Below are 14,353 nucleotides of genomic sequence, written 5' to 3' on the forward strand. Positions count from 1 at the left end.
TCTTATCCCATCGCCACGTCGTTTTTAGTGAAGCGGCGATACACGCCGTACAGCACCAGTGTTGCGGCAAACAGCAAGGCGCCGAGCGCGCAAGCCATGCCCCAGTTGATGGTGACATTGGTGAAATAGGCGATGTAATAGCTGACCATCTGTTCGTTCGGTCCGCCCAGCAAGGCCGGCGTGATGTAATAGCCGACCGAGAGGATAAACACCAGCAAGGCGCCGGCGCCGATGCCCGGATACGTCTGCGGCACATACACGCGCCAGAAGGCGGCGAACGGATGACTGCCGAGCGACACCGCGGCCCGCATATAAGTTGGAGGAATCGCCTTCATCACGCTGTACAGCGGCAGGATCATGAACGGCAGCAGGATGTGCGTCATGGCGATGTAGACGCCGATGCGGTTGAACAGCAATTCCAGCGGCGCCTGCGTCAGGCCGGCCGCCATCAGGGCCTTGTTGACCAGGCCTTCCGACTGCAGCAGCACGATCCAGGCCGCCACCCGCACCAGGATCGAGGTCCAGAATGGAATCAGCACCAGGATCATGAACAGGTTGGCGCGCCGTTCCGGCATGGTCGACAGCCAGTAGGCCAGCGGATAGCCGAGCGCCAGGCAAGCCAGCGTGGCGACCAGGCCCATCCAGAAGGTGCGGCCGAAAATCTTTTGGTACACCGAGGCGCTGGTGTCGGCTTTTTCAATATGGCCGAACGCATCCTGCTTCAGGTCCAGCGCCGCCAGCAGATAGTAGGGAGAATACGTTGAACCGTTCTTGGCGATGGCCTGCCAGTACGGCAGCTGGGCCCATTGTTCATCGATATCGATCAGCGCCTGCCTGATTTGTCCCGACGGCAGCGGCTTGCCGTCCGCATCCAGCAAAGGCAAGGCGCGCGCGGTTTTCATGATGATCGAACGGGCGCCGGAGATTTCTGAATTGAGACGGCGCGCGAGCGAGCCGGCGGCGCTGTTTTCCTTGGCTTGCAGCAGGTCGCCCGCCAGCCCGGCATAAGCGGCATCGGGCGGCGCGCTCTTGCGGTCCCAGTTGCTCAGGGCCGCGACCGTATGCGGCAAGGTAGCGGCGATCTCCGGATTTTCCACGGCGCGCTTGAGCAGCATGGCGATCGGCACCAGGAAAGTCAGCAGCAGGAAAATCGCCAGCGGCGCGATCAGCGCCAGCGCCGCCGCGCGCTTGCGAAATTGTGCCTGGCGCAGTTCGCGCTTGAGCTGCGAATTCTGCGGAGCCGTCGGCACGGAGTTGATGCCGGCGGAGGATGCAATGGAAGTCATGATGATCCGGCTTTAGCAAAAAGATGAATGCAAAGAACGGCCGCAAGCCAAGGGGAAACCGTCACAGCTCCTCCATGGCCCGCGGCGGCGGCCTGCTTACTTGGCGGCCCAGGCAGTGAAACGCTGTTCCAGTTCTTCGCCATGATCGGTCCAGAACGACAGGCTCAGTTGCAAGGCATCCTTGGCGTTGGTCGGCGAGGTCGGCAGATTGGCCAGCGTTTTCGCATCCAGCAGCTTGAGCGCCTGGTTGTTCACCGGGCCGTAAGAAATATTGCTGGCGTAGGCCTTTTGCGAATCCGGCTTGCTGGCGAAGGCGATGAACTTCTCGGCATCGGCCTTGTTCGGCGTACCCTTTGGAATCACCCAGAAATCGAGCGTGTAGATGCTGCCGATCCAGCTGACTTTCAGGTTCTTGCCTTCGCGCTGGGCGGCGTCGATGCGGCCGTTGAACGCGGTCGACATCACCACGTCGCCGGCCACCAGGAATTGCGGCGGCTGCGCGCCGGCTTCCCACCACTGGATATTCGGCTTCAGTTCATCCAGCTTCTTGAAAGCGCGATCGACGCCGGCTTTGGTGCCGAGCAGCTTGTAGACGTCTTTCGGCGCCACGCCGTCCGCCATCAGCGCAAATTCCAGGGTGTATTCGGCGCCCTTCTTCATGGCGCGCTTGCCGGGAAATTTCTTGGTATCCCAGAAGTCAGCCCAGGTCTTGGGCGCAGTCTTGAGCTTGTCGGCATCGTAGGCCAGCACGGTGGACCAGACGAAAGCGCCGACGCCGCATTCATGGATAGCGGCCGGGCTGAAATCGGCCTTGTTGCCGATCTTGCTGAAGTCGATTTTTTCCAGCAAGCCTTCTTCGCAGGCACGGCCGATATCGCCGGCGTCCACCTCGACCACATCCCAGCTGACTTTCTTTGCTTCGACCATGGCCTTGACCTTGGCCAGCTCGCCGTTGAATTCAACCACCGTGATCTTGTCGCCGCTGGCCTTGGCGTAGGGATCGATGTAGGCAACCTTCTGCGCCGCGCCGTTGGCGCCGCCGAAATTGACCAGGGTCAGGGCTGCAGCTTGCGCCATGCCGATGGCGGCCAGCGCCAATACCATGCTGCTCAGAACAGGTTTTAAAAACACTTTCATCACGTCTCCTCGTGGTTTGAAAAACAATTGCCGAATTTAATTGCGAGCATCGTCAAATGAAGATGCGCAGATGCTTGGGATCTATGTCCAATGCAACTACCGTACCTTCGTTCAGTCCGACCAGCGCCGGGTCGTTCAGCGACAGTTTGACGAAGCAATCTTCCTGCTGCGGAATCGCACAGCGCACCCGCACGTGATCGCCAAAATAGATCAGGCTGCTGACATTCACCGGGAAGGCATTGGCGGTGGCGCTGGCGAGCGGCAGCAGATGGATGCGCTCGGGCCGGATGCAGGCCACCACCGGCTGGCCGATTTCAGCCTGGTTGGCGTTGACGCCGTGCAGCACGCCGCCATGCGGCAGGCGCACGCTGCCGCCGCTGCCTTCGGCCGCGTTCAGGATGCCGTGGAAGCGGTTGTTGTCGCCGATGAAGCCGGCCACGAACAGGTTTTCCGGATATTCGTAAAGACGGTCGACCACTGCCAGCTGCTGGATGATGCCTTGGTCGAATACGGCCACGCGATCCGACATGGTCAGCGCTTCGCTCTGGTCGTGGGTGACGTAGACAAAGGTGACGCCGAGCCGCTTGTGCAAGGCTTTCAGCTCCAGCTGCATGTGCTCGCGCAGCTGCTTGTCGAGCGCCCCCAGCGGTTCATCCATCAGCACCAGCTTGGGGTCGAACACCAGCGCCCGCGCCAGCGCGATGCGCTGCTGCTGGCCGCCGGACAGCTGGGCCGGATAGCGGTCGCCGAATTTGCCCATCTGCACCATGTCCAGCGCCTTCTTGACCTTGCCGGCGCGCTCGCTGCCGCTGATATTGCGCACTCTTAGCGGGTAGGCAACGTTCTGCGCCACGGTCATGTGCGGAAACAGCGCATAGTTCTGGAACACCATGCCGATATTGCGCTTGTGCGGCGGCACCTTGTTGAGCAGCTGGCCATCCAGGCGGATTTCGCCGCCGGTGGGAAACTCGAAGCCGGCCAGCATCATCAGGCAGGTGGTCTTGCCGGAACCGGACGGCCCCAGCAGGGTCAGGAATTCGCCCCGCTGGATATCCAGGTTGAGGTTCTTGACCACCAGGTTTTCGCCGTCATAGGTTTTCTTGACGCCGGAGAACTGCACCAGCGTATCCTGCGCGGCTGCCGGGCTGGCCTGTGCCGGCGAGGCCAGGTGAGGGGCGATATTTTCTTGTTTCAACTCGTTCTCCTGCCAGGTGATCAAGCGGCCGCGACGGTGCGCATCGCGGCGCTCAGGATGGCCAGCGCTTCATCCATCAACTCATCCTCTATGGTCAGCGGAAACAAGAAGCGGATCGCATTACTGTAGACCCCGCAGCTCAGCAACAGCAAGCCGTTTTTGAGGGCTTCGGCCTGTACCTTCCTGGTGAACTCGGGATCCGGCTGGCGCGTGCCCGGCTGCAGGAACTCCACCGCCACCATCGCTCCCAGGCCGCGGATGTCGGCAATCTGCGGAATCTCTGCGCGCAAGCCTTCCAATACCTGCTTCAGCTTGCCGCCCAGCAGATTGGCGCGTTCGACCAGCTGCTCTTCTTCGATCACTTCCAGCACCGCCAGCGCCGATGCCACCGCCAGCGGGTTGCCGGCGTAGGTGCCGCCGAGGCCGCCGGGCGCCGCCGCGTCCATGATCTCCGCCTTGCCGCAGACAGCCGAGAGCGGCATGCCGCCGGCCAGGCTCTTGGCCATCGTCATCAGGTCGGGAATCACGCCGGAATGCTCTACTGCAAACAATTTTCCGGTACGGGCGAAACCGGTTTGCACTTCGTCAACGATCAGCAGGATGCCATGTTCATCGCACAGCCTGCGCAGGGCTTGCATGAAAGCCGGCGGCGCGGCGTAGAAGCCACCCTCGCCTTGCACCGGTTCGAGGATGATGGCGGCGACGCGCTTGGGATCGACATCGGCCTTGAACAGCGATTGCAAGGCTGCCAGCGACTGTTCGATGCCGACGCCATGCAATTCGACCGGGAACGGCACGTGGTAGACCTCGGCCGGGAACGGCCCGAAGCCGACCTTGTACGGCACCACTTTGCCGGTCAGCGCCATGCCCATCATGGTGCGGCCATGGAACGCGCCCGAAAATGCAATCACGGCGCTGCGGCCGGTGGCGGCGCGAGCGATCTTGACGGCGTTTTCCACGGCTTCGGCGCCGGTGGAAAAGAAAGTGGTCTTCTTGGCATGGGCGCCAGGGGTAATGGCATTGATGCGCTCGGCCAGTTCGATGTAGCTGGCGTAAGGGACGATCTGATACGCGGTGTGGGTGAATTTGCCGAGCTGTTCCTGCATGGCGGCGATCAGCTTGGGATGGCGGTGGCCGGTGTTCAGCACGGCGATGCCGGCGGCGAAGTCGATGAAGCGGCGGTTTTCCACATCCCAGATCTCGGCATTGAGAGCATGCGAGGCGTAGAAATCGCACATGACGCCGACGCCGCGCGGTGTCGCGGCATTCTTACGTTGATGCAACTCGGCATTGCTGGCTGCCGGCTTGGTGCTGACGCTGGCGATGGCTGCAGCTGCGTGATATCCGTCGTTTTTCATGCTGGCTCCTGAGTTATGCGTTTTTTGTGAAAGGCTTTGATGCATACTAAGGCCGGGCTGGCTCTATAATATAGTGCCACTTTGAGTTTTCTAATGGAGCCACTTTGCGCATCGCCTCGCTTACCGATTTCTTGCTGATGCGTGTCGAGCGCGGAGCCGACGGCGCCATCGCCAAGGCCGCCGCCGCTGGCGCGCCGCTCAACCGGCAGATCTACCAGGCCATCCGCGAGGCGATCCTGTCGCAGCTGCTGCCATCGGCCATGCAGCTGCCGTCATCGCGCGACCTGGCGCGTGAACTAGGCATCTCGCGCAACACTGTGACCTACGCCTACGAACAGCTGATCGCCGAAGGCTACCTGGAAACCCGCGCCGGCTCCGGCACCTACATCGCCGACACCACGCCCGACCAGATTCCCGAAACCCGCCTCAACACGCCGCCGCTGACCGATCCCAGCGGGCAGTCGGAACTGTCGGCGCACGGCGCGCAACTGATACAGCAGGCCGGCGTCAGCGATCTGCAATGGGGCGCCTTCATGCCCGGCGTGCCGGATGTGACGCTGTTTCCGAACAAGATCTGGAGCCGCCTGCAAAACAAGCACTGGCGCCGTTCGCGCGCCGACCTGCTGACTTACGGCGACGCCGGCGGCTACCTGCCGCTGCGCGAAGCCATCGCCGAATACCTGCGCATGGCGCGCTCGGTCAATTGCAACGCCAGCCAGGTCATCATCACCACCGGCATCCATCAATCGCTTGATATCGTGGTCAAACTGCTGGGCGAGCATGGCGACAGCGCCTGGGTCGAGGAGCCTTGCTACTGGGGCACCCGCAGCGTGCTCAACTCGCTGGGCATCAAGCCGGTGGCGATTCCGGTCGACGCCGAGGGCATGCGCATGCGGCTGGCCAATCTGCGGCAGCCGCCGCGCTTCATCTGCGCCACCCCCTCGCATCAATATCCCCTGGGCATGGTGATGAGCCTGTCGCGGCGGCGCATGCTGCTGGAGTATGCGGCCCAGCGCAAGGTATGGATCATCGAGGACGACTACGACAGCGAGTTCCGCTACGGCAGCCGGCCGCTGGCTTCGCTGCAAGGCATGGATACCGACGGCCGCGTGCTCTACATGGGCACATTCAGCAAGACGATGTTCCCCAGCCTGCGCATCGGCTTCATGGTGGTGCCGGAAGCGCTGGCGGCCGCCTTCGCCGTCGGCGTTTCCGAGCTGTATCGCGGCAGCCAGGTATTCATGCAGGCGATCATGGCCGACTTCATGACCGAGGGCCATTTTGCTTCGCATATCCGGCGCATGCGCCTGCTGTATGCGGAACGGCTGCAATTGCTGCAGGCCGCCATCGAACGCCATTTCGGCGACGGCGTCACGCTCACCGGCGGCGAAGCCGGCCTGCACCTGGCGCTGGGCTTGCCGGCGCAATGCGACGACCTGGCCATCAGCCGCGCCGCGCGCGCCGCCGGCATCGTGGCGCGGCCTTTGTCGCGCTATTACATGAGCAGCGAGGCGGCGCGCAACGGCTTGCTGCTGGGTTATGCCTGCGTGCCGAATGAACAGATCGCGCCGGCGTTCGACAAGCTGGCGGCGATCATCAAGGCCCATTGGAAGTAGAAGGCCATCCGTCGAACCGACATTCCATCACTTATCAACCAGGGGATTTCATGAAGAAACTAATGTTTTGCTTGTTGCTGGGATGCGGCGCGCAAGCCTTGCCGGCAGCCGCCCAGGTCACGCCTTCGCGGCTGGATGAAGTCATCAGATCGGGCAGCCTGCGCGTCTGCATGACCGGCGACTACAAGCCTTTCACCTTCCAGAAAGCCGACAACAGCTTCGAAGGCATCGATGTCGACCTCGCCAGGTCGCTGGCCAAGGCGCTCGGGGTGGAAGCGCGCTTTGTCAAAACCAGCTGGAGCAAGCTGAGCAGCGACTTCCTGGAAAAATGCGATATCGCCATGGGCGGCGTCTCGGTGACGCTGGAGCGGCAGAAGCTGGTCTCGTTTTCGGCGCCGCACATGGTGGACGGCAAATCCGCCATCGCCCGCTGCGCCGATGCCGCCAAATTCCAGTCGCTGGCGGCGATCGACCAGCCCGGCACGCGCGCCATCGTCAATCCGGGCGGCACCAACGAACGCTTCGCCCGCGCCAACTACAAGCAGGCGCAGCTGATCCTGCATCCGGACAATGTCACCATCTTCGACCAGATCGTGCAAGGCAAGGCGGATGTCATGGTGACCGACGCCAGCGAAACCCTGTGGCAGGCCAAGCTGCATCCGCAGCTCTGCGCGATCCATCCGGAGCAGCCCTTGCAGTTCTCGGAAAAGGCTTTCATGCTGCCGCGCGGCGATGTGCCGTTCAAGGAATTCGTCGATACCTGGATGCACCAGCTGAAGGCCACCGGCGATTATGACCGCGTGTTCAACCAGTGGCTGAAATAGTCACATCGCTTAACTCTGGGGACGCCGCAGGAAAGCCAGGGCCAGGCCGAAACCGACCATCATGGCGCCGCTGATGCGGTTGAGCCAGCGGAAGCGGCTGGCGCCGCCGCTCAAGGCGCCTAGCCTGGCCCCTAGCATGGCGTAGATGGCGATCGCCGCCAGTTCCAGCAGCAGGAAGGTGGCCCCAAGCACGATGAAGCTGGCGGCATACGCGGAGCGGTCGACAAACTGCGGGAAAAACGCAGTGAAAATCAGGATCGCCTTGGGATTGCCGGCCGCTACCAGGAATTCCTGTTTTGCCAGGCGGCGCAGCTTGTCCGCAGCCGCCTCGGCATCGGCGCCGGCATTGCCTGCGCTGGCCGAGAATTGCGCCGGTCCGGAGCGAAACAGCTTGATACCCAGCCATACCAGGTAAGCCGCGCCGGCAAACTTGAGGGCCGTGAACAGCGCCTCCGACGCCAGCAGCAATGCTCCCATGCCAAGACCGGCGATGGCGATCATGATCGCAAAAGCCAGCAGGCGGCCAAAGGCGGCGATGATCGAACAACTGACGCCGTCACGCGCACCATTCGACAGCGACAATACATTGTTCGGACCGAAGGCCATGTTCAGGGCGAAACAGGCGGGCAGGAAGAGCCAGAAATTTTGCAGCGACATAGCGTGCACCGATTGATGGATTTTTGAATTGGGTTGTTTACCTTAGCAGATCCGCCAACTATCTTCAGCAAGCCCAGCCGCGCTAGCCTTGCTTGCTGACCGACTTCTGGGCGGCTTTGCTTTTCTTGATGGATTTCAGATGCGCCGCCACCGCGGTAGCCAGCTGGCGCGCCCACAGGGAAACACCGCTGGCCGAAGGGTGAAAGCCGTCGGACGCCATCAGGGCGTGGTCGTTGATGTCGATCAGCATCGGCACCCGCGTTACACGCATGTGGTTGAGATCGGCCGGCAGGTTGAAAATCAATTGTTCCACGGTTTCATCGAGCGCCTTGGCTTTCAAACCAAGCACATAGCGCAAGGGTTCCGGCAGCGCCGGGAAGGCGTGGATGGGCGGAATGCCGGAAATCACGATCAGGCGCGGCGCCAGGTGGCTTTGCAGAGCGCGCATCAGTTGCAGCAGCTCCGCGCGATAGCGATTGCAGGAGCGGAACGCCGTGGTGTCGTTGACGCCGAAGGCGATCAGCACGATATCGACCTGTTGCGAAGCGACCTGCGGCAGCATGGTCTTGAGTGCATCGCTCAGGGTGGCGCCGTTCTGCCCGACCGCCTGCCAGGTCACCGTACGTTGCAAGCGCAGCGACAGCGCCGCGGCGAACTGGCCGGTGATGGCTTCGTAGTGGGTGGCGACACCGACCCCCGCCACCGGCGATTCGCCGATGGTCAGCAATGCCAGCGGCCGCTGCTGCGGCTCGGGGCCGATGCCGGTCGGGATCTGCGCCTGGCCGATGGTCGGTCCCATCGCTTCCGGCAAGCGTGGCGTGATACGGCGCGTGCGACGGCCTTGTATGATCAGCCATGGCAAGAGCGGTAATGCAATCAGTTCCGGCAACCAGCGGCGCACTTCGTGTCTCCTTGGGTAGACCCCGTCAGGGATAAAACTGCTTCTATGCTTTTTTCTCAGCAGCAAGCAATTATAGAATTACTTGCGCCGAATTACTCGATCTTCAAACCTTTTAATTCCGGCTTGGCGGCCGGCGGCTTCAGTTTCAGGTCGGCCAGGGTTTCCAGCAGGATGCTGGCGATCGCCAGGTTGCGATGCGTCTTGGAGTTGGCCGGGATCACATACCAGGGCGCGTGGTCGGCATCGGTGGCGCGGATCGCCTTGCCGAACAGGTCCTGATATTTGTCCCAGCTTTTGCGCTCCTCCAGGTCCTGCATATCGAATTTCCAGTGCTTGGCGGGATCGTCGATGCGTTCCTGCAGGCGGGCGCGCTGCTCGTCTTTTGAAATATGCAACAGGCACTTGATGATGGTGGTGCCGGTTTCCGCCAGCATTCTTTCGAAATCGCGGATCTGGGCATAGCGGCGCTCGCATTCGGCCTCGTCGATCCAGTCATGCACCACGGTCACCAGGACGTCTTCATAGTGGCTGCGGTTGAAGACCACGATCTCGCCCTGCCGCGGCACTTGCTGGTGCACCCGCCACAGATAATCGTGGGCGCGCTCGATGGTGCTGGGCGCCTTGAAATCGGCGATCTGTATGCCCTGCGGGTTGACCAGGTTGAACACCCCTTTGACGGTGCCGTCCTTGCCGCTGGTGTCTATGCCTTGCAATACCACCAATACCTTGTGCTGCTGGCCGGCGTACAGCATTTCCTGCAGCGCGGCGATTTCCGCCGCCATGGCGACCACTTGTTCCTTGTCCTTGATCTTGTCGCCGCTGGATAACGGTTTCTCATCAGCGCCGGCATCCTCGATCTTGGTCTGTTTGCCGGCACGGAACTGCTTGGTTGCTTTCATTGCTTTCTCCTGTCGATCAATATCGCGCTTCCCGGTGTTTAGCGAGCTGCTTGCCGTTTACAAAATGCCGTGCAGGTTGCCCAGCGCATGCTCGATCTTCAGGCAGCGATCCATCACCACCTGCATGCCATTGGCCCGCGCCTTTGCGGCAGCCGCTTCGTTGACGATGCCGAGCTGCATCCAGACACAGCGGGCATCGATCATGATCGCTTCCCCGACAACCGGCGGAATATCCTCGGCCTTGCGAAAACAATTGACGATATCGATCTTCTGTCCCTCCGCGGCCAATGCTTTCGCAGCGTCGAACAGATTGGCGTGGCAGTGCTCTCCAAGGATGTGAGTACCAACATGCATCGGATTGACCGGGATGATCCGGTAACCGCGCTCCTGCATATAGCGCGCCACGCCGAAACTGGGACGGTCCGGTTTGGTGGACAGGCCGACGATGGCAATCACGGGATAGGCAGGATTGGGAACTGGGGCGGAAGTAATGGGCATGGGAGATGGAATGGTCCGGCTGTCAGCATAAGGGAAAATCCCGGCAGTTCCGGGACGCTGTTCGTGATCTTACCGCGAGAACATGATGTATTGCTGAAACGCAGGGTGCTTGCGCCCCGCCCGTCCGGACCGGATTCCGGTTATTTGGCGAAATAGGCTGCGTAAATCTTGTCGTAGCCGCCATTCGCATGCAGCGCCTTCAATCCCGCATTGATCTTGGCCAGCAAGGCGGCATCGCCGGGACGCACCGCAATGCCGTAATACTCTTTTTCGAACTGGTCGCTTTCGATCAGCTTGAAGCCTTTATCCTTGTTGTACTTCATGTGATTGGCGACGGCGCCGTTGTCGCCGACCGCCGCATCGACTCCGCCGTCGTCCACTTCCTTCAGCAGCAACGGCAGGCTCTCAAAGCGGACAATCGCATTGCTGTTCTTGCCGAGCATTTTCTGCATGATGGTGTCGGCGCTGGTGCCGCCGGTGACGCCCACGCGCTTGGCCTGTTTCAGATCGTCAGGACTGGCGATCCCCTTGCCCGGCGACACCAGGATCACCTGCTTGGCCTCGAAATACGGATCGGAAAACATCATGCTTTGCTTGCGCTCATCGGTAATCGTCACGGCCGAGGCGATGATGTCGATATCGGCATTCGCCAGCGTGGTGAAGATGCCTTCCCACGGCGTATTCACCCAGACGATCTTGATCCCTGCCTGGTCGGCAATCGCCTGCATGATATCGACATCGAAACCGACGATCTTGCCAGCCGTATCGACCGAGCCGAACGGTGCAAAGGCGGCGTTCATGCCGACCTTGTAGACTTTTGGGGTAGGTGCGGTGTCGATCGGCTTTTCGCAAGCGCTGAGGCCGATGGCCAGCAGGCTGACCGCCACCATGTGTAATAGCCGGGATTTCATAGCATTCCTCCTTGTTGTGGCCGCGTGCGCTTGCAGTACGGCGCGTCGCGATGAGCCAAAACATCATAGTGGAAGAACAACGGCAATGTCATTAAAAAATTGACAATTAGTGTCGAATTAGCACTTGTTCGCTGCTGCTATCCAGAGCATCACTCTGCCCCTAACAAAGTGAACAGGCAACAAAAAAGCAGCCGAAGCTGCTTTTTCATATTGCCATCCGAATTACCAGTGAATGCGCAACTCAACGTCCTTTTTGACGCAACTTCTGGATCGCCGCCAACTGCGCAATCGCCGCCGACAATTCGGACTGCGCTTTTGCGTAATCGATCAGGGATTCCTTGTTGGCCAGTGCTTCTTCAGCACGACGCTTGGCTTCGCTAGCCTTCGCTTCGTCCAGGTCGGCGCCGCGGATCGCGGTGTCGGCCAGCACGGTAACGTGGTGCGGCTGCACTTCCAGCAAACCGCCGGCAACGAATACGAACTCGTCGTTTGCCTGGCCTGGCACCTTGATGCGCACGGCACCTGGCTTGATGCGCGTGATCAGCGGCGTGTGGCGGGGATAAATCCCCAGCTCGCCCGACTCACCCGGCAACGCGACGAATTCAGCTTCGCCGGAGAAGATCATCTCTTCCGCGGAAACAACGTCTACGTGAATAGTGTTTGCCATCTTAAACCCTTTGTTGTCCATGAAGTCACTAACCGGAAGCGCCGGAGCCGCTCAGCTGCAGCAGCTCCGATGCATGCCGCTTAGCCGATCTTCTTGGCCTTTTCGATTGCTTCTTCGATCGTGCCGACCATGTAGAACGCTTGTTCCGGCAGGTGATCGAGTTCGCCGCTGGCGATCATCTTGAAGCCCTTGATCGTGTCCTTCAGCGAAACGTATTTACCCGGCGAACCGGTAAATACTTCAGCAACGTGGAAAGGTTGCGACAGGAAACGCTGCATCTTACGTGCGCGCGCGACCAGCAGCTTGTCTTCCGGAGCCAGTTCGTCCATGCCCAGAATCGCGATAATGTCGCGCAATTCCTTGTAGCGCTGCAAAGTACCTTGCACAGCGCGGGCGGTTTCGTAGTGCTCCTGGCCGACCACTTGCGGATCCAGCTGGCGCGAAGTCGAATCGAGCGGGTCAACCGCAGGATAGATACCCAGCGAAGCGATATCGCGCGACAACACAACGGTGGAGTCCAAGTGAGCAAACGTAGTTGCAGGCGACGGGTCGGTCAAGTCATCCGCAGGAACGTAGACGGCCTGGATCGATGTGATCGAACCGGTTTTTGTCGAGGTAATACGCTCTTGCAACTGGCCCATTTCCGAAGCCAGCGTAGGCTGGTAACCCACGGCGGAAGGCATACGGCCCAGCAGCGCGGAAACTTCGGTACCGGCCAGTGTGTAACGGTAGATGTTATCGACGAAGAACAGCACGTCCTTACCTTCGTCACGGAAGCCTTCAGCGATCGTCAGGCCGGTCAGCGCAACGCGCAGACGGTTGCCTGGCGGTTCGTTCATCTGACCGTACACCATGGCTACCTTGGATTTTTCCGGATGTTCCAGATCGACCACTTTAGCGTCAGCCATTTCGTGATAGAAGTCGTTACCTTCACGAGTACGCTCGCCGACGCCGGCAAACACGGACAAGCCGCTGTGCGCCTTGGCGATGTTGTTGATCAGTTCCATCATGTTCACGGTCTTGCCCACGCCCGCACCGCCGAACAGACCGACTTTACCGCCCTTGGCGAACGGGCAGACCAGGTCGATAACCTTGATGCCGGTTTCCAGCAGTTCTTGCGACGGCGACAGTTCGTCGTACGCAGGAGCCTTGCGGTGGATAGAGGCAGTGGTTTCGTGGCTTACCGGACCGCATTCGTCGATCGGGTTGCCCAGCACGTCCATGATGCGGCCCAGTGTTGCTTTACCGGTCGGCACCATGATTGGCTGGCCTGTGTTCTTGATTGTCATGCCGCGGCGCAAACCGTCGGATGTACCCAGCGCAATGGTGCGGACAACGCCGTCACCCAGCTGTTGTTGTACTTCCAGCGTCAGTTCCGAGCCATCCATCTTCAAGGCGTCGTAAATCTTAGGCATCGCGTCACGTGGGAATTCAACGTCCACCACAGCGCCGATACACTGAACGATTTTGCCATCAGCCATTTTCGTTCCTTCAATATATAAAATTAATTTCTGTTAAACGCAATTTGCGTTACACCGCAGCAGCACCGGCGACGATCTCAGACAATTCCTTGGTGATCGCAGCTTGACGCGTCTTGTTGTAGACCAGTTTCAATTCGCCGATCACGTTACCCGCGTTGTCGCTGGCCGACTTCATCGCCACCATGCGCGCCGACTGCTCGGACGCCATGTTTTCTGCGACAGCCTGATAAATCAGCGCTTCCACGTAACGCACCAGCAATTCATCGATGACGCTTTGAACATCCGGCTCATAAATGTAGTCCCATGCATGCGAACCTTCTTTATCAGCCTCAAGACGATCAGACGACAGCGGCAGCAATTGCTGCAGCATCGGCTCTTGCTTCATCGTGTTGATGAACTTGGTGTACACCAGATAAACCGCGTCCAGGCGACCTTCCTGGTAAGCGTCGAGCAGCACCTTGACTGGCCCGATCAGCTTGTCCAGATGCGGCGTATCGCCCAGTTGCACGGCATGCGCCACAACCTTGGCGCCGATCCGGTTAAGGAAACCCAGACCCTTGTTGCCGATCGCTACTGCCTGAACCTTGTTGCCTTGTCCTTCCAGCTCACGCAGCTTCGCGGTCAGCAGACGCAAGGAATTGGTGTTCATGCCGCCGCACAGACCTTTGTCGGTCGTCACAACGATGAAACCAATGTTCTTGGAGCTGTCTTGCTTCACCATGAACGGGTGCGTGTACTCTGGATTGGCTTGTGACAAGTTGGAAGCGATATTACGAATCTTGTCACTGTAAGGACGTGCCGCATGCATCCGGTCCTGCGCCTTGCGCATTTTGGAGGCAGCGACCATTTCCATCGCCTTCGTGATCTTCTTCGTATTTTCTACGCTCTTGATCTTGCCACGTATCTCTTTACCTGTAGCCATT

At 60.1% G+C, this 14,353-nt stretch carries 14 protein-coding genes; 2 read left to right on the plus strand and 12 right to left on the minus strand.

Features of this window, described 5'->3' with window-relative positions:
• Positions 1-2: 2 nt before the first annotated feature.
• From KHU30_RS10675 to gabT, 4 genes are all read right to left on the minus strand, one after another.
• Positions 3-1,286 (minus strand): ABC transporter permease, encoded by a 1,284-nt coding sequence (locus KHU30_RS10675; protein WP_211442622.1) that lies wholly within the window; start codon positions 1,284-1,286, stop codon positions 3-5.
• Positions 1,287-1,382: 96 nt separating this feature from the next.
• Positions 1,383-2,423 (minus strand): ABC transporter substrate-binding protein, encoded by a 1,041-nt coding sequence (locus KHU30_RS10680; RefSeq protein ID WP_211442623.1) that lies wholly within the window; start codon positions 2,421-2,423, stop codon positions 1,383-1,385.
• 52 nt (positions 2,424-2,475) lie between these two features.
• Complete coding sequence (locus KHU30_RS10685; RefSeq protein WP_211442803.1) at positions 2,476-3,603, minus strand: ABC transporter ATP-binding protein; 1,128 nt, start codon at positions 3,601-3,603, stop codon at positions 2,476-2,478.
• 35 nt (positions 3,604-3,638) lie between these two features.
• Positions 3,639-4,976 (minus strand): 4-aminobutyrate--2-oxoglutarate transaminase, encoded by a 1,338-nt coding sequence (gabT, locus tag KHU30_RS10690; protein ID WP_211442624.1) that lies wholly within the window; start codon positions 4,974-4,976, stop codon positions 3,639-3,641.
• Positions 4,977-5,080: 104 nt separating this feature from the next.
• On the opposite strand from gabT, the gene pdxR reads away from it, so the two are divergent.
• Both pdxR and KHU30_RS10700 read left to right on the plus strand, forming a co-directional pair.
• Positions 5,081-6,592 (plus strand): MocR-like pyridoxine biosynthesis transcription factor PdxR, encoded by a 1,512-nt coding sequence (gene pdxR / locus KHU30_RS10695; RefSeq protein ID WP_407928056.1) that lies wholly within the window; start codon positions 5,081-5,083, stop codon positions 6,590-6,592.
• A 50-nt stretch (positions 6,593-6,642) separates the two neighbouring features.
• Positions 6,643-7,416, plus strand: a complete 774-nt coding sequence (locus tag KHU30_RS10700) for a transporter substrate-binding domain-containing protein (RefSeq protein ID WP_211442625.1) — start codon at positions 6,643-6,645, stop codon at positions 7,414-7,416.
• Positions 7,417-7,425: 9 nt separating this feature from the next.
• Here the strand turns inward: KHU30_RS10700 and KHU30_RS10705 are convergent, their stop codons facing one another.
• The 8 genes from KHU30_RS10705 to atpG form a co-directional block, all read right to left on the minus strand.
• Positions 7,426-8,073 carry a LysE family translocator gene (locus KHU30_RS10705; RefSeq protein ID WP_211442626.1) on the minus strand — a complete coding sequence of 216 codons (648 nt, stop codon included), beginning with the start codon at positions 8,071-8,073 and terminating at the stop codon, positions 7,426-7,428.
• A gap of 82 nt (positions 8,074-8,155) precedes the next feature.
• Entirely contained in the window at positions 8,156-8,974 is an 819-nt protein-coding gene (locus KHU30_RS10710; RefSeq protein ID WP_211442627.1) for an SGNH/GDSL hydrolase family protein, read from the minus strand.
• Positions 8,975-9,066: 92 nt separating this feature from the next.
• The gene (locus tag KHU30_RS10715; RefSeq protein ID WP_211442628.1) at positions 9,067-9,873 is read right to left on the minus strand and encodes a PPK2 family polyphosphate kinase; all 807 of its coding nucleotides are present in this window, start codon (positions 9,871-9,873) and stop codon (positions 9,067-9,069) included.
• Between the two features lie 57 nt (positions 9,874-9,930).
• A complete protein-coding gene (locus tag KHU30_RS10720; protein ID WP_211442629.1) occupies positions 9,931-10,371 on the minus strand; it encodes a CoA-binding protein in 441 nt (146 codons plus the stop codon).
• Positions 10,372-10,511: 140 nt separating this feature from the next.
• The gene (locus tag KHU30_RS10725; protein ID WP_211442630.1) at positions 10,512-11,282 is read right to left on the minus strand and encodes a basic amino acid ABC transporter substrate-binding protein; all 771 of its coding nucleotides are present in this window, start codon (positions 11,280-11,282) and stop codon (positions 10,512-10,514) included.
• Between the two features lie 241 nt (positions 11,283-11,523).
• Positions 11,524-11,949, minus strand: a complete 426-nt coding sequence (locus KHU30_RS10730; RefSeq protein ID WP_211442631.1) for a F0F1 ATP synthase subunit epsilon — start codon at positions 11,947-11,949, stop codon at positions 11,524-11,526.
• A gap of 80 nt (positions 11,950-12,029) precedes the next feature.
• Positions 12,030-13,430, minus strand: a complete 1,401-nt coding sequence (atpD, locus tag KHU30_RS10735; RefSeq protein WP_061535033.1) for a F0F1 ATP synthase subunit beta — start codon at positions 13,428-13,430, stop codon at positions 12,030-12,032.
• A gap of 49 nt (positions 13,431-13,479) precedes the next feature.
• Positions 13,480-14,352: a F0F1 ATP synthase subunit gamma gene (gene atpG, locus KHU30_RS10740; protein ID WP_211442632.1), complete on the minus strand. Its 873-nt coding sequence runs from the start codon at positions 14,350-14,352 to the stop codon at positions 13,480-13,482.
• Position 14,353: the final 1 nt, after the last annotated feature.

The sequence above is a fragment of the Collimonas humicola genome (assembly GCF_018304945.1).
GTDB lineage: Bacteria > Pseudomonadota > Gammaproteobacteria > Burkholderiales > Burkholderiaceae_D > Collimonas > Collimonas humicola.